The organism is Terrabacter sp. RAF57 (assembly GCF_052113925.1).
Lineage (GTDB): Bacteria > Actinomycetota > Actinomycetes > Actinomycetales > Dermatophilaceae > Terrabacter.
Window position 1 is genome coordinate 1 of sequence record NZ_JBFRDT010000029.1, and the last position, 17,523, is coordinate 17,523.

General features: G+C 73.6%; 18 protein-coding genes. 12 read left to right on the top strand and 6 right to left on the bottom strand.

Annotated features, from left to right (window positions below):
* The 3 genes from AB4Y83_RS20945 to AB4Y83_RS20955 all read right to left on the bottom strand — a co-directional run.
* On the bottom strand, window positions 1-484 hold a 484-nt coding region (locus tag AB4Y83_RS20945), incomplete at its 3' end, for a glycerate kinase (protein WP_442298052.1).
* A 115-nt stretch (window positions 485-599) separates the two neighbouring features.
* On the bottom strand, window positions 600-1,694 hold the full coding sequence (locus tag AB4Y83_RS20950; protein ID WP_442298053.1) for an S-adenosylmethionine:tRNA ribosyltransferase-isomerase: 1,095 nt from the start codon (window positions 1,692-1,694) through the stop codon (window positions 600-602).
* Complete coding sequence (locus tag AB4Y83_RS20955) at window positions 1,691-2,416, bottom strand: SDR family NAD(P)-dependent oxidoreductase (protein ID WP_442298054.1); 726 nt, start codon at window positions 2,414-2,416, stop codon at window positions 1,691-1,693. The genes AB4Y83_RS20950 and AB4Y83_RS20955 overlap by 4 nt, the downstream gene beginning before the upstream one ends.
* Window positions 2,417-2,523: 107 nt before the next feature.
* Here AB4Y83_RS20955 and nadA point away from each other — a divergent pair, with 107 nt between their 5' ends.
* Window positions 2,524-3,744: a quinolinate synthase NadA gene (nadA, locus tag AB4Y83_RS20960; RefSeq protein WP_442298055.1), complete on the top strand. Its 1,221-nt coding sequence runs from the start codon at window positions 2,524-2,526 to the stop codon at window positions 3,742-3,744.
* Window positions 3,745-3,750: 6 nt separating this feature from the next.
* On the top strand, window positions 3,751-4,530 hold the full coding sequence (locus tag AB4Y83_RS20965; protein WP_442275900.1) for a metallophosphoesterase family protein: 780 nt from the start codon (window positions 3,751-3,753) through the stop codon (window positions 4,528-4,530).
* An 83-nt stretch (window positions 4,531-4,613) separates the two neighbouring features.
* Here AB4Y83_RS20965 and AB4Y83_RS20970 read toward each other — a convergent pair whose 3' ends face one another.
* Window positions 4,614-5,984, bottom strand: coding sequence for a dipeptidase (locus AB4Y83_RS20970; RefSeq protein WP_442298056.1), 1,371 nt, complete (start codon window positions 5,982-5,984; stop codon window positions 4,614-4,616).
* A gap of 130 nt (window positions 5,985-6,114) precedes the next feature.
* Between AB4Y83_RS20970 and AB4Y83_RS20975 the strand changes: the two genes are divergently transcribed.
* The 3 genes from AB4Y83_RS20975 to AB4Y83_RS20985 all read left to right on the top strand — a co-directional run bounded on the left by AB4Y83_RS20975 (window position 6,115) and on the right by AB4Y83_RS20985 (window position 8,234).
* The gene (locus tag AB4Y83_RS20975; protein ID WP_442275898.1) at window positions 6,115-6,924 is read left to right on the top strand and encodes a class I SAM-dependent methyltransferase; all 810 of its coding nucleotides are present in this window, start codon (window positions 6,115-6,117) and stop codon (window positions 6,922-6,924) included.
* Between the two features lie 72 nt (window positions 6,925-6,996).
* Window positions 6,997-7,578 (top strand): protein-L-isoaspartate O-methyltransferase family protein, encoded by a 582-nt coding sequence (locus AB4Y83_RS20980; protein WP_442275897.1) that lies wholly within the window; start codon window positions 6,997-6,999, stop codon window positions 7,576-7,578.
* A gap of 74 nt (window positions 7,579-7,652) precedes the next feature.
* On the top strand, window positions 7,653-8,234 hold the full coding sequence (locus tag AB4Y83_RS20985) for a DUF3043 domain-containing protein (RefSeq protein WP_056781169.1): 582 nt from the start codon (window positions 7,653-7,655) through the stop codon (window positions 8,232-8,234).
* A gap of 43 nt (window positions 8,235-8,277) precedes the next feature.
* On the opposite strand, the gene AB4Y83_RS20990 is transcribed toward AB4Y83_RS20985, so the two are convergent.
* Both AB4Y83_RS20990 and AB4Y83_RS20995 read right to left on the bottom strand, forming a co-directional pair.
* Complete coding sequence (locus AB4Y83_RS20990) at window positions 8,278-9,651, bottom strand: serine hydrolase domain-containing protein (RefSeq protein ID WP_442298057.1); 1,374 nt, start codon at window positions 9,649-9,651, stop codon at window positions 8,278-8,280.
* A complete protein-coding gene (locus AB4Y83_RS20995) occupies window positions 9,648-9,863 on the bottom strand; it encodes a hypothetical protein (protein ID WP_056781174.1) in 216 nt (71 codons plus the stop codon). The genes AB4Y83_RS20990 and AB4Y83_RS20995 overlap by 4 nt, the downstream gene beginning before the upstream one ends.
* Before the next feature lie 137 nt (window positions 9,864-10,000).
* Here AB4Y83_RS20995 and AB4Y83_RS21000 point away from each other — a divergent pair, with 137 nt between their 5' ends.
* From AB4Y83_RS21000 to AB4Y83_RS21030, 7 genes are all read left to right on the top strand, one after another.
* Window positions 10,001-11,086, top strand: coding sequence for an IS110 family transposase (locus AB4Y83_RS21000; RefSeq protein WP_442298058.1), 1,086 nt, complete (start codon window positions 10,001-10,003; stop codon window positions 11,084-11,086).
* A 559-nt stretch (window positions 11,087-11,645) separates the two neighbouring features.
* The gene (locus tag AB4Y83_RS21005; RefSeq protein ID WP_442275895.1) at window positions 11,646-12,389 is read left to right on the top strand and encodes an SCO2322 family protein; all 744 of its coding nucleotides are present in this window, start codon (window positions 11,646-11,648) and stop codon (window positions 12,387-12,389) included.
* A gap of 15 nt (window positions 12,390-12,404) precedes the next feature.
* Window positions 12,405-13,490 (top strand): energy-coupling factor transporter transmembrane component T, encoded by a 1,086-nt coding sequence (locus AB4Y83_RS21010; RefSeq protein ID WP_442298059.1) that lies wholly within the window; start codon window positions 12,405-12,407, stop codon window positions 13,488-13,490.
* Complete coding sequence (locus AB4Y83_RS21015; RefSeq protein ID WP_442298060.1) at window positions 13,487-15,109, top strand: ABC transporter ATP-binding protein; 1,623 nt, start codon at window positions 13,487-13,489, stop codon at window positions 15,107-15,109. The genes AB4Y83_RS21010 and AB4Y83_RS21015 overlap by 4 nt, the downstream gene beginning before the upstream one ends.
* On the top strand, window positions 15,106-15,963 hold the full coding sequence (locus AB4Y83_RS21020; protein WP_442298061.1) for an ECF transporter S component: 858 nt from the start codon (window positions 15,106-15,108) through the stop codon (window positions 15,961-15,963). Before AB4Y83_RS21015 ends, AB4Y83_RS21020 begins: the two co-directional genes overlap by 4 nt.
* Window positions 15,960-16,556, top strand: coding sequence for a bifunctional adenosylcobinamide kinase/adenosylcobinamide-phosphate guanylyltransferase (locus AB4Y83_RS21025; protein WP_442298062.1), 597 nt, complete (start codon window positions 15,960-15,962; stop codon window positions 16,554-16,556). Before AB4Y83_RS21020 ends, AB4Y83_RS21025 begins: the two co-directional genes overlap by 4 nt.
* On the top strand, window positions 16,549-17,355 hold the full coding sequence (locus AB4Y83_RS21030; protein ID WP_442298063.1) for an adenosylcobinamide-GDP ribazoletransferase: 807 nt from the start codon (window positions 16,549-16,551) through the stop codon (window positions 17,353-17,355). The genes AB4Y83_RS21025 and AB4Y83_RS21030 overlap by 8 nt, the downstream gene beginning before the upstream one ends.
* Window positions 17,356-17,523: the final 168 nt, after the last annotated feature.

The window sequence follows — 17,523 nt, forward strand, 5'->3', positions numbered from 1 at the left end:
GGCGGGTGGCGGGCCCGACCCCGAGGGCGCCGAGCAGGCCGGCCCCCGCGTCGTTGGTGCCCGACCCGCCGAGCCCGATGACGATGCGCCGGGCGCCGGCGTCGAGGGCTGCGAGCACGAGCGTGCCGACCCCCGAGGTCGACGTCACCGTGGGGTCGCGTTCGTCCGGGGCGAGCAGGTGCAGACCGGCCGCCTGCGCCGACTCCACGTAGGCCGTCCGGCCGCCCGCGCCCGTCGTCAGCAGGATGGTGCCGGGCACCTCACGGCCGAGCGGGTCGGTGGTCACGACGGCGTGGACCTCGCCCGTGAGCGTCTCGGCGAGGACGTCGACGAAGCCGGGTCCGCCGTCGGAGAGCGGCACGAGCGTGACACGGTCGCCCGGCGCCGTCCGCCCCCAGCCCTCGGCCATCGCGGCCGCGGCCTGGGACGCGGTGAGCGTGCCGGTGTAGCAGTCGGGAGCGAAGATGACGTGCACGTCGGGCATCCTCCCATCCGGCTGCCTCGCGCCGCGTCCCACTGCGGTTCGAGGTGATCGCGGCACGACCGTGGGCGGCGCGATCACCTCGACCAGCAGTGGATGTCGGCGCGAGGGGCGGTAGTCAGCGGTGGGGCAGGAAGAGGCCGGCGTCGCCGAACTCGTGCCAGGCATAGCGGTGCGCCACCGCCTCGTCGTACGCCTGCTGGGCCAGGTCGGCCCCCGCGACCGACTCGACGAGGAGCAGGTGCGAGGCGTCCGGGTTGTGCCAGCCGGTGACGAGCCCGTCGACGACGCGGGCCGGACGGTCCGGCGAGATGACGACCTCGGTCCAGCCCGCCGCCGCGCGCACCCGGCCGTCCGGACCGGTCGCCGACTCGATGGCCCGCGTCGCCGTCGTGCCGACGGCGACGACCCGGCGCCCGCGGTCGCGCACGAGGTTGACGAGGGCTGCCGTCTCCCCCGACACGGCGAACCGTTCGGGCTGCGGCGCCTCACCGGCCTCCTGTGACGACAGGCCGGTGTGCAGCGTCACGGGAGCGACGACGACGCCCGACGACACGAGCCCGGTCACGAGGTCGGCGGTGAACGGTCTGGCGGCGCTCGCCATCTCGGCGCTGCCCGGCAGCCGGGCGAAKACCGTCTGGTAGTCCTCGAGCGGGAACCTCGAACGGAGGTAGCCGTAGGCGATGGGCCGGCCGTGCGTCGCGAGGTGCTCCGCGAGGGTGCAGTCGTCGAGCTGCGTCGCCCGCCACAGCCGGTTGCCGTGTCCCGTCGGGGACGAGTCGGGCCTCGGGTAGGGCGCCTCGAGGCGCAGCCGGGGGCCGCCCGCCGCGAGGTCGACGACGTCGCCCTCGGGCGCGTCGAGCACCGGGTGCCGTGCGTCGGGGGCGGTGCGCAGCTCCACGACCCAGGTGCAGTCGTCGAGCTCGGAGGCCACGTGGACGACGACGGCGCCGCGTCCGGCCACCCGACCGTCGATCTCGCCCGCCACGGTCGCCGAGTTGTTGACGAGGAGCAGGTCGCCGGGCGACAGGTGGTCGCCGATGGCGGCGAACGTCGTGTGCTCGACGCGCACGGTTCCCGAGGCGGGCTCCGAGGCGACGAGCAGGCGGACGCCGTCCCGGTCGAGGCCTCTCCTCTCGGGCGGGGCGTCGGCCGTGAGGTCGTCGGTGGCGCGGAAGACGGTGTGCGGGACGTGCGCGAGGGCCGCGGTCACGAGGCCACCCCCGACGTCGCCGCGAGCAGCTCGGCAGCCTGGTACCGACCGCTGGCGGGTCGCGACGCGAGCAGCGCCATGATCCCGGGCACGGCGACCTCCTCCGGCAGCGGCCGGTCGCCGATGTCCTCCCCCGGGAACGCCGCCTGGTGCATCGCGGTACGCATGTCGCCGGGGTCGAGGGCGTATGCGCGGATCGAGGGCACTTCCGCCCCGAGGGTCAGCGTCAGGTGGTCGAGCGCGGCCTTGCTGGCGCCGTAGGCGCCCCACGTCTCGTAGTGCTCGACGCCGGCGTCGGACGAGATCGCAAGGACCGTCCCTCCGGTGGCCTCGAGCGACGGCAGCAGCGAGCAGGTCAGGGAGTGCGCCGCGACGACGTTGACGGCGAGCACGGCCGCGAGGTCGTCCGTCGTCAGGTCGCGCAGCGGACGCAGCGGGAGCGGGCCGAGGGTGCTCGCGTTGTGGACGAGCAGGTCGAGGCCGTCCGGACCGGCCGGCCCGGTCACGACGTGGGCGACGTCGTCGCGGTGGACGGCGTCGCTGACGTCGCCGGCGAGGCCGACGACGTCGTGGCCGTGGTCGCCCAGGGCGGAGACGGTCTCGGCGAGACGGTCGGCGTCGCGGGCGGTGACGACGAGGTCCCAGCCCCGGACGGCGAGGGCCTCGGCCAAGGCCCGGCCGAGGCCTTGGGTGGCACCGGTGACGAGTGCGGTGGGCATCATGACTCCAAAGGTGGTCGTGGGTCGATGGCCACAGCCTCAGACATCAAGTTCACTTGAGGTCAAGTGCCCGGGCGCTGGGAGCGCTCGGGGCGGCATACGATCTGCACATGACGACCGACACGGCATCGGCCCCGGCTCCCGCTCCGCTCCCCCTCCTCGTGCTCGGGCAGGGCACCGACCTGCACACCGAGCGCGGCGTCGAGTGCCCGGGCGACCTTCCGGCGGCGTCCGACCCCGACCTCGTCGAGCGGGCGCGCGCGGCCAAGGCCGCGCTCGGGGACCGCGTCTTCGTCCTCGGGCACCACTACCAGCGCGACGAGGTCATCGAGTTCGCCGACGTCACCGGTGACTCGTTCAAGCTCGCCCGCGACGCCGCCGCCCGGCCGGACGCGCCCTACATCGTCTTCTGCGGCGTGCACTTCATGGCCGAGTCCGCCGACATCCTCACGAGCGACGAGCAGACCGTGATCCTGCCCGACCTCGCCGCCGGCTGCTCGATGGCCGACATGGCCGCGATCGCCCAGGTCGAGGACTGCTGGGAGCAGCTGACCGCAGCCGGCGTCGCCGAGCAGACGATCCCGGTCACCTACATGAACTCCGCCGCCGCGATCAAGGCCTTCACCGGGCGCCACGGCGGCACGATCTGCACGAGCTCCAACGCCCGCACCGCCCTCGACTGGGCCTTCGAGCAGGTCGGTGGCGTCGGGCTGGACGGGACCGGCACCGGCAAGGTGCTCTTCCTGCCCGACCAGCACCTCGGCCGCAACACGGCCGTGCGCGAGCTCGGCCTGTCGCTCGACGACTGCGTCGTCTGGGACCCGCACCGCCCGAACGGCGGCCTGACCCGGGAGCAGCTCGAGAACRCCCGGATGATCCTCTGGCGTGGGCACTGCTCCGTGCACGGCCGTTTCTCCGTCGACGCCGTCGAGGCCGCCCGCCGCGAGATCCCCGGCGTCAAGGTCATCGTCCACCCCGAGTGCCAGTACGAGGTCGTCGAGCGGGCCGACGAGGTCGGCTCGACGGAGAAGATCATCCAGACGATCGCCGCCGCCCCGGCCGGCACGTCGTGGGTCGTCGGCACCGAGCTCAACCTCGTGCGCCGCCTCGCCCAGCAGTTCCCCGAACAGCGGATCGCCTTCCTGGAGAAGAACGTCTGCTACTGCTCGACGATGAACCGCATCGACCTCCCGCACCTCGTGTGGGCGCTCGAGTCCCTCGTCGAGGGCCGGGTCGTCAACCCGATCCGCGTCGACCCGACCGTGGCCGCCGAGGCGCGAGCCGCGCTCGACCGGATGCTCGCCCTGCCCGGCACCACCCACAAGGACTGACGCCCGGTGGCGGCCACCGCAGGCGACCTCCACCGGGTCGCCGTCGTGTCCGACGTGCACGGGAACGTCACGGCGTACGAAGCCGTGCTCGCAGACATCGCGCACCGCGGTATCGAGCACGTCGTCAACCTCGGCGACCTCATCGGCAAGGGACCGCGGGGGTCGGAGTGCATCCGGATGACGCGGGAGCGCGCCATCCCGACTGTCCGGGGCAACTGGGACACCTTCATCGCGCGCGACACCGTGCAGCCGTGGGAGCACGGCCAGTGGGTGCGCGACACGCTGTCAGAGGACGAGCGGCATTGGCTCGCAACGCTGCCCAACGTCCACGAGATCGTGCTGAGCGGCCAGCCGATCCGCTTCTTCCACGCCTCGCCGGTGAGCGAGTTCCACCGCGTCTTCGCCCCGACGACCGAGGAGGAGCACCGGGCCTTCGTCGCGCAGACCGCGTTCACGGGCGACGGGCCGGTGCCGACCATCGTCGGCTACGGCGACATCCACGGCGCCTACCTCGCCGTCGACCACGGCATCACCGTCTTCAACGCCGGGTCGGTCGGCAACGCCCTCGACGGTCCCGGCGCCCCCTACGTCGTCCTCGAGGGCACGCTGCCCCGCGGGGACCTCGACGAGCCCGCGGGCCACGTCGGCATCACCTTCGTCCGGGTGCCCTACGACGTCGAGGCCGAGGTCGCGGTGGCCGAGGAGCTCGGGATGCCCGGCGCGGACGCGTACGCCCTCGAGCTGCGCGAGCAGCTCTACCGCGGCTCGGCGGTCTCTGCCACCTGAGCCGCCGGCCGGGCCTGGCCCGCCGTTCCGCTGTTCCGCTGTTCCCCTGTGGATGGTCCTGCCGATGGCGTATGCCGTCCGCCTCAGCGGGTGGACCGCAGCGCTCCCAGCCGGGCGAGGAAGACCGCCTCGGCCACGCAGACCTTCTCGAACTCGCCGAGGTGCAGCGACTCGTTCGCGCCGTGGGCGCGCGTGTCGGGGTCCTCGACGCCCGTGACGATGATCGACGCGTCGGGGAAGCGGGCCGAGAAGTCGGAGATGAACGGGATCGAGCCACCGACCCCCATGTCGACGGGCTCGGTGCCCCAGGCGTCGGCGAACGACGCACGCGCCTCGTCGTAGACGGGTCCGTTCGCGTCGGCGGCGAAGCCCGAGCCGTGCTCCTCGAGCTCGACCGTGAGCCTGGCCCCCCAGGGAGCGTTGGCCTCGAGGTGCTCACGCACGCGGTCAAAGGCCACGAGGGGGTCCTGGGTCGGGGCCAGGCGAACGGAGATCTTGGCAGCGGCCTTCGCGGACAGGGTGTTCGACGCCTTGTCGATGGACGTCGCGTCGATACCGATCGTCGTGATCGAGGGCTTGTTCCAGAGCCGGCTGAGGATCGAGCCAGACCCGATGAGCGACACGTCGTCGAGCAGGCCCGACTCCGCGCGGAAGCGCTGCTCGTCGTAGTCGATGTCGGCGGCCTCGCCCGCGTCGAGACCGGCCACGGCCACGTTGCCGTCGGCATCGTGGAGCGAGGCGAGGAGGCGCACGAGGGCGGTGGTGGCGTCGGGTGCCGCGCCGCCGAACATGCCCGAGTGCACGGAGTGGTCGAGCGTCTGGACGCGGACGACGACGCGGATGCCCCCGCGCAGGGTCGTGGTCAGGGCGGGCGTGCCGATGTCCCAGTTGCCGGAGTCGGCGATGACGATGGCGTCGGCGGCGAGGCGGTCGCCGTGCTTCTCGAGGATCGTGCCGAGCGACGGCGAGCCGGACTCCTCCTCCCCCTCGACGAAGAGCGTGACGCCGACCGGCAGGTTGCCGGCGTGCGCGCGCAGTGCCGCGACGTGGGCCATGACTCCGGCCTTGTCGTCGGCCGCACCACGGCCGTAGAGGCGCCCGTCGCGCTCCACGGGCTCGAAGGGCGAGCTGTCCCAGTCGGCGTCGTCACCGGGGGGCTGCACGTCGTGGTGCGCGTAGAGCGTCACCGTCGGGGCGCCTGCGGGACCGTCGAGGTGCCCGATGACCGCCGGGCGGCCGCCCTCGACGACGACCTCGACGTCGAGGCCCTCGCGGCGGAGCAGCTCGGCGACTGCCTCGGCGCTCCGGGCCACCTGGCTCTGGTCGAAGGACGAGGCCGAGACGCTCGGGATGCGCACGAGCTCCTCGAGGTCGGCCCGCACCTGCGGCATGAGCTCGGCCACGCGGTCGCGGATCAGCTGGATCTGGTCGGGGGTGAGGGCGTCGTCAGTCACCTGCCCGACCCTACCGAGGCCGGCGCGGGGCCAACGAGGGAGCCGACGTACCGCTTCGTCGTCGCGACGGAACGCCTGCTGCGGGTGCAGCCGCGGGGGGCTGTCGTCCCTGATGGGTAGGTTCGACCGGATGGGAGACAACACGTTCGTCGCCGGGCAGCAGCCCTGGCTCGAGCGCCTGGGCAACCTGCGCAACGTCGTGCGCCAGGAGATGGTCACCCGGCAGCTCGCGGAGCACCTGCCTCGCGGACCCCTGCGCGTCCTCGACGTCGGCGCCGGCCAGGGGACGCAGGCACTGCGCCTGGCCCGACTCGGTCACTCGGTGACGGCCGCCGAGCCGGACGGACGGATGCGTGCCGCCTTCGAGCAGGCTGCCGCCGGGCTCACCCCGGAGCAGCGGGAGCGCGTCACGCTCGTGGCCACCGACCTCGCCGGGCTCGCGAGCGTGACGCGGCCGACGGCCTACGACGTCGTCATGTGCCATGGCGTGCTGATGTACCTCCCCGAGAGCCGCGCCGCGGTCGCCGGCCTGGCCCGCCGGGTCGCCCCGGGCGGCATCGTGTCGATCGCGGCTCGCAACGGCGACGCCATGGCCTGGCGCCCGGCCGGCCGGCATGACTGGTCCGCTGCCCTGGCGGTGCTCGACGAGACGCGCCGCGCAGCCGAGCAGGGCCGGGATGCCCGCTACCGCAACGAGATCGGCGTCGACGCGCGCGCAGACACGCTCGCCTCGTTGACGGTCGACTGCGAGGCCGCGGGCCTCGAGCTCGTCGCGTGGTACGGCATCCGCATCGCGAGCGACGACGTCGGGGTGGACGAGCCGGCACCCGCTGGCGACGAGCTGGCGATGCTGCTCGACGTCGAGGAGCGGCTCGGCTCGACCGATCCCTACCGCGCCCTCGGCACCCTCGTGCACGTCATCGCCCGCCGCACGGCCTGACTCCGCCCGTCGACGCCCGTGGCGACGGGCTCCGGGGCTGACGTCCGGACCCGGGCGTGCTTGGCTCGGACCATGGACGCCGTCGACCGGGTGCAGCAGGCCTTCGCCGCCGTGCCCCGGGCCGGCTTCCTCCCCCGCGGCGCCCGGTCCCGCGCGGGTCACGACGGCCCCATCCTCATCGGGCACGGGCAGACGAACTCGCAGCCGCGGACGGTCGCCGACATGTTGCGCCTCCTCGACGTGCAGCCCGGACAGCGCGTCCTCGACGTCGGCTCGGGCTCCGGATGGACGACCGCCCTGCTCGCCCACCTCACCGGACCCACCGGCGAGGTCGTCGGCGTCGAGCTCGAGCCCGCCCTCGCGCGATGGGGTGCCGCGAACCTCGCCGCCAGCCGGATGCCGTGGGCCGAGATCCACGAGGCCGCCGCGGGGGTGCTCGGCGCCCCGGACCGGGGGCCCTGGGACCGCATCCTCGTGTCCGCCGAGGCGCAGACCCTGCCCCAGCCACTCGTCGACCAGCTCGGCGACCCGGGGCGGCTCGTCCTCCCCGTCGCCGGCTCGATGACGCTCGTCGTGCGCGACCACGGCACGCTCGTGACGAGCCGGCACGGGCACTACCGCTTCGTCCCGCTCCGCACGACCCCCGGGGCCTGACCGCGAGGGGTCGTATGCCGGGTGGCCGCGGGCGCGATGCGGGCCCAGGACGCCCTTCGGCTTAGAGTGTCCCCGTGTTCGGACGCAAGAAGACCCTCAACGAAGACCTCGCACCCACGGCCTCGACGGACGCGTCGGCACGCGCCGGGGCGAAGAACCGGCCCACGCCGAAGCGGCGCGAGCAGGAGGCCCTCAACAAGCGTCCCCTCATCGTCACCGACCGCAAGGCCGCGACGAAGCAGGACAAGACGGCCCGCCGCGAGGCGATGGCCAAGCAGCGCGCCGGCATGATGACGGGTGACGAGAAGTACCTCCCGGCCCGCGACAAGGGCCCCCGTCGCCGGTTCATCCGCGACACCGTCGACGCCCGCTGGAACATCGGCGAGTTCATGCTGCCGATCATGCTGATCGTGCTGCTGCTCAGCTTCGTCCGGACGAACTGGGCCCTGCTGCTCGTCTTCGTCCTCGTCTACGGCCTCATCCTCGTGGCCATCGGCGACGCCCTCCTCATGTGGCGCCGCACGCGCCGCAAGATGGACGACAAGTTCGGTGGCGCCGAGAAGGGTGACGCGTGGTACGCCATCATGCGCGCCTTCCAGATGCGCCGCACGCGCATGCCGAAGCCGCAGGTCGCCCGCGGCGAGCACCCCGCCTGACCCGCCCTCGCCGGGTCGGACGGGGTGCGGCCGACCGCCGCCGTCAGCCCTGCAGGTCGGCGAACGCCAGCGGCGCCCGCGTCACGGCATACGTCGCGAAGTAGAGCTTGTCGACGGAGCCGTCGGCGGCACGCACGACCTCGAGCACCTCGCCGCGCTCCCGGCCCGCCACGGCGCGGAAGCGGTCGGTGCCCTCGGCGGCATACCGCGTCTCCGACAGCGGCTCGTCGTCGGCGAGCCTGGACCACAGCTCGCCGCCGCGCACGAAGAACGTGATCGGCGACCCCTCCGACCACCAGAGGCCGAGGAGCTCGGTCAGGGCGGGCTGAGCCGTCTCGGGCACCCACGCCGCGGTCAGAGCCGGTTCGGCGTCGACGACGGCCTCGACGAGGTCGGTGGCAAGCCCGAGGGTCAGGGCGCCGGAGGTGGCATTGGCGAAGACGATCGCGCCGACTCCGTCCTTGCGCCGGACCCGCAGGCCGGTGAGGAAGCCCGGCATCGCGCCGCCGTGGCCGACATAGACCCGGTCGCCGCGGCGGCCCATCCCGAAGCCGAGGCCGTAGGCACCGCTCCAGCCGTCGACGTCGGTCATGATGATCGGCCGGCACATCTCCTCGACGGTCTCGGGTCGCACGACCCGGTCGTCGGGGTTCGCGACGTAGGCGGCGTAGCGCGCCATGTCGGCGACGGTCGACCACAGGCCACCCAGCGGTGCCGTCGCGTTGAGCGTGAAGAGCGGCTCCTCGCTCGCCGTGCCGGCGTACGGGTCGACCTGGTAGCCGATTGCCCGGTCGTCGGCCGGCGTCAGGCCGGTGCGGTCCATCCCGAGCGGCTCGAGCACCCGCTCGCGGACGACATGCTCCCAGCCCCGGCCCGTGACGCGCTCGACGACCTGGCCGAGGAGGCCGTAGGCGAGGTTGGAGTAGTGGAAGGCGTGGTGGGCGGGGAGCACCTGCTCCGCCTCCTCGAGGCCGGCGAGGAACTCGTCTCGCTCGGGGGCCACGAGGCTCTCCCAGATGTTGCCGACCGGCTCGCGCTGCAGCCCGGAGGCGTGGGCGAGCATCTGCCGCAGCGGGACCCGCGCGTGCTTCGTGCCCGGCACGTACGTCTCGAGCGCGTCGTCGAGGGACAGCAGGCCCTCGTCGCGCAGCGACATGACCGTCAGGGCCGTGAACGTCTTCGTGACCGAGCCGATCATGAACTGCGTGTCGTCGGTGGCGGGCGCGGGCTGCGACCCGAGCCGGGCCGCCCCCACGTGCGCCGACCAGACGAGCGCGCCCTCGCGCACGACGCCGACGCTGACGCCGGGAGAGCGCCAGGTGCGCTGGGCCGTGACGACCCGGGCGAGCAGGTCGCGCTCGAGCCCCGCCGACAGCGCCGTGTCCGACGGGCTGCCGGCGCCGTGCGACGCGCTCACTCCGCGGCCCGCAGGCTCATCGGGCCGTAGACGACGGTGTCGTTCTCGCGCAGGGTGACCGCCTCGACCCCAGCGTCGAGCAGCTCGCGCCACGACTCCCCCAGGTAGCTCTCGGCGTCGCTCTGGGTCGGGAATCCCGAGGTCGTCACGCCCTCACCCTCCACCGGGTTGCCGTGCGCGTCGAGGAACAGCCAGGACCAGTCAGCACTCATGCGGACACCCTAGACGGTATGGAGTGACCGCTCGGGAGCGCTGAGGGGTTGCGGGCCGGGGCCTCACTCACACATGTTCGTGGGTTACCGAGTAGGGGCTGCCTGCTCGGCCTATCCGACAGTTGTGGGAGGCCCCGGTGTTTACCGAGCGTACGAGCGTGGGGCTCGATGTGCACGCACGATCGGTCGCGGCAGCGGCGATCGATGGCGTCACAGGCGAGCTGTTCCAGACGCGATTGACCCCGTCACACGAACACATCCAGTCCTGGCTGGCAGCGCTGCCCGGGCCGGTGGCGGTGGCCTACGAGGCGGGTCCGACAGGGTTCGGGCTGGCGCGGGCCTTGGACGCTACCGGGATCCGGTGCGTGGTCGCGGCCCCCTCGAAGCTGCAGCGCCCAGCCGGTGACCGGGTCAAGACCGACGCCCGGGACGCGGTCCACCTGGCCCGGCTGCTGCGCCTGGACGAGGTCACGGCGGTGACGGTCCCGACACCGGCGACGGAGGCGGCCCGGGACCTGGTCCGTGCCCGTGAGGACTGCCGCGGGGACCTGATGCGGGCCCGACACCGACTGTCGAAGCTGCTGCTGCGCCAGGGCATCGTGTACTCCGACGGTCAGGCGTGGACGGGCGCGCACGAGGCGTGGCTGCGACGACAGCGCTTCGACGCGGCGGCCACCCGGCTGGCGTTCGAGTCCGACTTCGACGCGGTGCTGGCGGTGAGGGCTCGCCGGGACCGGCTCGACGCGGCGATCACGGCGATGGCCGCCGACAGCGAGTTCACCCCGGTCGTGCACCGCCTGGGCTGCCTCCGTGGGGTCAGTACCTTGACCGCGTTCGCCCTCGCCGTCGAGATCGGCGACTGGCACCGGTTCACCGGCAACACGATCGGCTCGTTCGTCGGTCTGGTGCCCAGCGAGCACTCCTCGGGCGCGTCCCGGCTGCAGGGATCGGTGACCAAGGCCGGTAACGGCCACGCCCGGAGGCTGCTCGTCGAGGCAGCCTGGCACCACCGCGCCCGGTACGTCGCAGGCAAGACGATGCGTGACCGGTGGGACCTCGCGTCACCGGCTGCCCGAGCCCGTGGCGATGAGGGCAACCGGCGGCTGCACCACCGGTGGGTCGTCTTCACCGAGCGGCGCAAACGGCACACTGTCGCCAACGTCGCGGTCGCCCGAGAGCTGGCCGGCTGGTGCTGGTCGCTGGCTGTCATGGACGACGACTAAGCACCCCGGAAGCCGCTTCGCCGAGCAGGTGGCCGGTGGCAGCGCGAGGAACGACCCGCGAGCCAACTATGAGCAGCCAATCCCACTGGGACACAGCGACGCTCGACCCTAGACACGCGGTCCCCTTCCTGCCGAACCACCGTCCTGCGGTACCCAACCCGCGCATATCAGTCTGACCGCGCGTCGCCAACGACACGCTCACCAGCCACCTCACGACGAAGCAGAGGCGCCGTCAGGACTCATGGTCCCGACGGCGCCTCACCCTGCCCCTTGACAGGAAGCCACTACATATCAGTTGGCACGCCGTTTGACGGGCGCAGGCCCCGCGTGCGACGGTTCGCCTAACCGAAGGACGATGGGGCAAGCCGGTGTGACTCCGGCGCTGACCCGCAACCGTGATGCCACCTCCCGCCGCCGCGCGGCCCGGGGTGACCAGCCGGAAAACCCGCGTCCCACCGGCTCCTTTGTCAGTCTGTCGTGGAATGCGGACCGGAGTCACCCCGCCGGGCCGGCCGCAGCCAGCAGACCCGACATGGTGTCCCACCGCGAGGAGGAAACCGTGTCCCCTGTCCGTCGTGCCCCGCTCCGAGTCGTGCTCGCCGCGCTCGTCGCCGCCTGCCTCTCGGCCCTCACCATCGCGCCGGCCCACGCCGCCGCGTACCGCTACTGGGGCTTCTACCAGCTCTCCGACGGCGCCTGGACCTTCGCGCAGAAGGGCCCGGACCAGACGACCCCCAAGGACGGCAGCGTCGACGGCTGGCGTTTCGCGGTCGCCGACGAGGCCTCGACGCGCTATCCGCGCGCCGTCCTCACGTTCGAGCAGGTCTGTGGCACCACTGCGGCCGTGTCGGGCAAGAAGCGCGTCGGTCTCGTCGTCGACTTCGGCCGCCCGGCCGATGCCGCCGACGGCGCCACGCCGCCCGAGCCGAAGGCCCTGTGCGCGGTCGTCGCCACGGACGCGACGAGCGCTGCTGTGCTCGCCGTCGCCGGTGACGTGCGCACCGAGAAGGGCCTCGTCTGCGGCGTCGACGGCTACCCGACGAGCGACTGCGGCGGTGCCGTCAAGGAGGTCACCCCCGAGGCCAAGGCCGCCGACCAGCCGGTGACCATCGCCGCTCCGGCGGCCACGCCGTCCGTGTCGGCCTCGACCCCGGCCGCCTCGGGCACCGACGTCGCCGCGGCGCCGACGTCCGGTACGTCGGGGGGGACCGTTGCGGCCTACGTCATCGCGGGCCTCGTCCTGCTCGCGCTCATCGGCTACCTGCTCATGCGCTCGCGGTCGCGCGCTCGCCAGGACGGCTGAGGAGCCACGACGAGCGTGGCGCGACTCCAGCGCAGGGCCCGGCTCCAGCACCCCGCAGCCTGGTGGCTGTGGGGGCTGGGCCTGGCCACCGCTGCGTCGCGCACGACCAACCCGGTGCTCCTGCTGCTCGTCATCGGGGTCTGCGTCCTCGTCGTCGACGAGCGCCATGACCCTGCCACGGTCAACCCGCTGCCCGCCTTCCTCGCCATCGGTGCCGTCATCGTCGCGTTCCGCATCGTCATGACGGCCCTGCTGGGCAACGGCATCGTCGGTGAGACCGTCGTCATGACCCTGCCGAGCGTGCCGCTGCCGGACTGGGCGGCGGGCGTGCGCATCGGCGGGACGGTGACGCTCGAGTCCCTGCTGTATGCCGCCTACGACGCTCTGCGCCTCGCCGCGGTCCTCGCCTGCCTCGGTGCCGCCAACGCGCTGGCGAGCCCGCGCCGACTGCTGAGATACCTGCCCGCCACCCTCTACGACGTCGGCACCGCCGTCGTCGTGGGGCTGACGTTCGCGCCGCAGCTGCTGACCGACGCCCGCGAGGTGCGCGCAGCGCGCACGCTGCGCGGTCGTGACGGCCGCGGCCTGCGCGAGATGGCCCGGCTCACCGTGCCCGTGCTCGAGACCGCGTTCGAGCGGTCGCTCGGGCTGGCGGCGTCGATGGAGTCCCGTGGCTACGGCCGCGCCGTCCGCTCCACGACGACGAGCCGTCGGGCCGCGACGGGGCTCGCCCTCGCCGGCCTCGTCGGGGTCCTCGCCGGTCTCTACGGCCTCCTCGACTCCTCGGCCGGCGGGGTGCTCGGGCTGCCGGTCCTCGTGCTGGGCGCGCTCCTCGCCGGCTCGAGCCTGCTCGTCGGTGCGTCGCGCGACCCCCGGTCGGGCCACCGCCGCGACCGCTGGACGTGGACCGAGACCGTGACGGTCGTCGCGGGCGCCGTGCCCGCCGCGGTCCTCGTCGTCGGCTCGGTGCAGGGCTGGGAGGGCATCGTGCCCAGCCAGCAGGCCGTGCTGCCCGCCGTGCCCCTCGTCGCCGTCCTCGCGCTGCTCGTGGCCGCCCTCCCCGCCTGGCTGTCGCCCCGTCCCCGGGAGGTCGCACCGTGATCACCTTCGAGCACGTGTCGGTGCAGTATGCCGACGCCCCCGCTCCCAGCCTCCACGACGTCACGCTCGGGATCCCCGAGGGCGAGCTCGTCCTCGTCGTCGGCCCCACGGGAAGCGGCAAGTCCACGCTGCTGCGCACCATCAACGGGCTGGTCCCGCACTTCAGCGGCGGCACGCTCACCGGACGCATCACCGTCGACGGGCTCGACACGGCCGAGCACCGACCTCGTGACCTCGCGACGGTGGTCGGCCTCGTCGAGCAGAACCCGTCCTCGACCTTCGTCACCGACGTCGTCGAGGACGAGGTCGCCTACGGCATGGAGACGATGGGGCTGGACTCGACGACGATCCGCCGCCGCGTCGAGGAGACCCTCGACCTCTTCGGGCTGACGCCGCTGCGCGCCCGGGCGTTGCGCACCCTCTCGGGTGGTCAGCAGCAGCGGGTCGCGATCGCCGCGCTCTTCGCCGCCGGCCCTCGAGTCCTCGTGCTCGACGAGCCGACGTCGGCCCTGGATCCCGTTGCGGCAGAGGAGGTCCTGGCCTCGCTCCATCGCATCGTGCACGACCTCGGGGTCACCGTCGTGCTGGCCGAGCACCGGCTCGAACGCGTCGTGCACCATGCCGACCGCGTCGTCCTCGTCGACGAAGGACACGCGTCCGAGCTGCTCGACCCCGCCGAGGCGATGCTCCGCTCCCAGATCTACCCGCCCGTCGTCGGTCTCTCCCGCCTCGTCGGGTGGTCGCCGACGCCGCTGTCCATCCGCGACGCGCGCCGCAAGGCGGCCGCCCTGCGCGAAGCCCTCGGCACGAGCACACCTCGCCCCGTGGCAGACCTCAGGGTGACCGGGCCGGCCGACGCGGTCACCGTCGACGGCCTTCGCGTCTCGCGCGGCGGCCGGGTCGTCCTCGACGGTGTCGACCTCGCCGTGGCGCGTGGCTCGGTGACGACCCTCATGGGCCGCAACGGCGCGGGCAAGTCGACGCTCCTCGGAGCCATCGCGGCCCAGCACCGGCTGGCCGGGGGGACGGTGCGCGTCGGGGCCGGAGGCGTCGACCCGCACGCGAGGTCCGCCCGCGAGCGGGTGCGGACCGTCGGGCTCGTGCCGCAGCAGCCCGAGCTGCTCCTCTACGCCGACACCGTGGCGGCCGAGTGCACCGCGGCCGACGAGGACTTCGGCGCCGCCCCGGGCACGGCCCGCGGCCTGCTCGACCGCATCTCCGGGGGCATCGACCCCACGGTCCACCCGCGCGACCTCTCCGAGGGACAGCGGCTCGAGCTCGCGCTGGCCGTCATCCTCTCGGGGTCGCCCGAGGTGCTCCTGCTCGACGAGCCGACGCGCGGCCTCGACTACGGCGCGAAGAAGCGTCTCGGCGAGATGCTCACCGGACTGGCGGCCCAGGGCACGACCGTCCTGCTCGCCACCCACGACGTCGAGCTGGCGGCCGAGGTCGCCGACCGTGTCGTCATCCTCGCCGACGGGGAGGTCGTCACCGACGGCCCGGCACGCGAGGTCCTCGCGTCCTCGCCGGCCTTCGCCCCGCAGGTGACGAAGGTGCTCCTCCCCCAGACCTGGCTCACCGTGGCCGAGGTCGCGGGCGCCCTCGCGAGGATCGCATGACCGGGCGCCGGGTCATCCCGCTGCGCTGGCCGGCGGTCGTGGCCGTCGCGGTGGTCGGCGTCGTCGGGCTGGTGGCGTTCACCTGGCCCTTCTTCGTCACCGGGGACTTCGCGCGCGACCACGGCAACGACGCGCCCTGGCTCTTCGCCGTCCTCCTCGGGCTGCTCGCGGTCGTCTGCCTCGCGGAGGTCACGGCCGGACGCCTCGACGCCAAGACGATTGCCGTCCTCGGGGTGGCGGCAGCGGCCGGCGGTGGGCTGCGCCTGCTCAGCGCCGGGACCGCCGGGCTCGAGCCGATGTTCTTCATCGTCATCGTGGCCGGGCGTGTGCTCGGGCCCGGCGTCGGCTTCGTCTCCGGCTCCCTCGCCGTCACCACCGGGGCGCTGCTCACGGGGGGCGTCGGCCCGTGGCTCCCCTTCCAGATGATCTGCGCCGGGGGCATCGGGCTCGGTGCCGGTCTGCTGCCGGCCCGCGCGGGAGGACGCGCCGAGCGGTGGGTGCTCGCGGCATACGCCCTCGTGACGGGACTCGCCTTCGGGCTCTTCATGAACCTCTGGTTCTGGCCCTTCCTCGGGACCAACGCGCCCAGCGGGATGGGCTTCGTCCCCGGAGCACCGCTCTCGGAGAACCTCGCCCACTACGGCCTCTTCTACCTCGCGACGTCCCTCGCGTGGGACCTGCCGCGGGGGGTGCTCAACGCGGTCCTCGTCCTGCTGGCCGGTCCGGCGCTGCTCCGCGTCTTCCGCCGCGGAGCCCGACGGGCGGCCTTCGGGGTGCCGGTCGTCTTCGAGCCGGCACGGGCGTCGGGCGCCGACGTCGACTCGCCGCTGCAGGGCGCCGGCGGCGCCCGGTGAGCCGCGCGCACGGAGCCCGCACGACGACCCTCGTCACGGGGCCGGTGCGCAGCGGCAAGAGCCGGCACGCCGAGGACCTCGTCGCGGACCACGACGACGTCACGTATGTCGCGACCGGTCGTCGGGCCGATGCGTCCGACCCCGAGTGGAGCCGGCGCGTGGAGGACCACCGGACGCGCCGTCCCGCGACGTGGCGGACCGTTGAGACGACGGACGTGGTCAGGGTGCTCGACGCTGCCACGGGCCCGGTCCTCGTCGACTGCCTCGGCACGTGGCTCACGGCCCTCGTCGATGCCGCGAGCTGGGACGACCTCGCTGCTGCGGCCGACGCCGTGCGTCGCGAGGGCGACCGGCTCGTCGAGTCACTCTGCACCGCAACGGTGCCCGTCGTCATCGTGACGAACGAGGTCGGTTGGTCCCTCGTGGCGACCACGGCCTCGGGGCGCCTCTTCCAGGACGAGCTGGGCCGCCTCAACGCCCTCGTCGCGGCGGTGGCGGCGCGCATTCATCTCGTCGTCGCCGGACGCGTCGTCGACCTCAGCGACGCCCCCGTCGTGCCCAGCAAGCCCCGCCCGAGGACGCTCGATGCGTGACGCCTGGCGTCTCGCGTTCGGCACCTTCACCGCGGTCCGCGTCGGCCCTCCGGAGCACGTCACCGACGTCGTGCTCGGCCGCGCCATGCTGCTCGCGCCCCTGACGACGGCGCCCGCTCTCCTCGCCTTGGCCGCCCTGGGCACGGTGTCGACGACGGGCTGGGCTCCCGCCCGCGTCGTGGCCGTGCTGGCCCTCGTCGTCACGGCGCTGCTGTCGCGGGCGCTGCACCTCGACGGGCTCGCGGACCTCGCCGACGGGCTCACCTCCGGGCACGACCCTGCGCGGTCGCTCGAGGTCATGCGACGCGGCGACACCGGTCCGGCAGGTGCTGCGGCGGTCGTCCTGGCCCTCCTGCTCGACGCCGCCTGCCTCACGACCCTCCTCGGCGRTGCCCTCGGCACGGCGATGGCCGTCGTGGCCCTCGTGGCGAGCCGCATCGCGTGCGCGGTGTGCACGCGGGACGGCATACCTCCGGCCCGTGCCGACGGGCTCGGTCAGGGCGTCGCCGGCACCGTGTCCCGGGCGCACCTGCTGGGCCTCGTCGCCGCGGTCGCCCTGCTGGCCGGCCTCGCGGTCGCGGCCCTGTCGGCTGTGCTCGGCGACACGTCCTGGGCCGGCGGCGTCGGGGCGGTCGCTGTCGTCCTCGTCTCGGTCGCCGGGGCCGTCGTCACGCGACGGCACGCGGTCCGGCGCCTGGGCGGGGTCACCGGAGACGTCATCGGCGCCGCGATCGAGGTCGCCCTGGCCGCCGGTCTCGTCACGGCCGCTCTGGTCGTCACAGCCCTCCCCCACCCCTGACCGTCGAAAGGCCAGACTTCGCGGGTGCGACCCCGTCGAGGGGCCACTCTTCGCGAGTGCGTACCCGTCGAAAGGCCAGAAGTCGCGTCCGCGAACGTCTCGAAAGGCGCGGCGGGCCAGCGCCATCGCCCACTCGACGACCGAGGACCGAGAACCCGCAGACTCTGG

What these genes read in the sequence shown, in the direction of transcription:
- AB4Y83_RS20955 (WP_442298054.1), bottom strand. Translation starts at nt 2,416, where the DNA reads ATGATGCCCACCGCACTCGTCACCGGTGCCACCCAAGGCCTCGGCCGG.
- AB4Y83_RS20975 (WP_442275898.1), top strand. Translation starts at nt 6,115, where the DNA reads ATGGGAGACAACACGTTCGTCGCCGGGCAGCAGCCCTGGCTCGAGCGC.
- AB4Y83_RS20980 (WP_442275897.1), top strand. Translation starts at nt 6,997, where the DNA reads ATGGACGCCGTCGACCGGGTGCAGCAGGCCTTCGCCGCCGTGCCCCGG.
- AB4Y83_RS20995 (WP_056781174.1), bottom strand. Translation starts at nt 9,863, where the DNA reads ATGAGTGCTGACTGGTCCTGGCTGTTCCTCGACGCGCACGGCAACCCG.
- AB4Y83_RS21020 (WP_442298061.1), top strand. Translation starts at nt 15,106, where the DNA reads ATGACCGGGCGCCGGGTCATCCCGCTGCGCTGGCCGGCGGTCGTGGCC.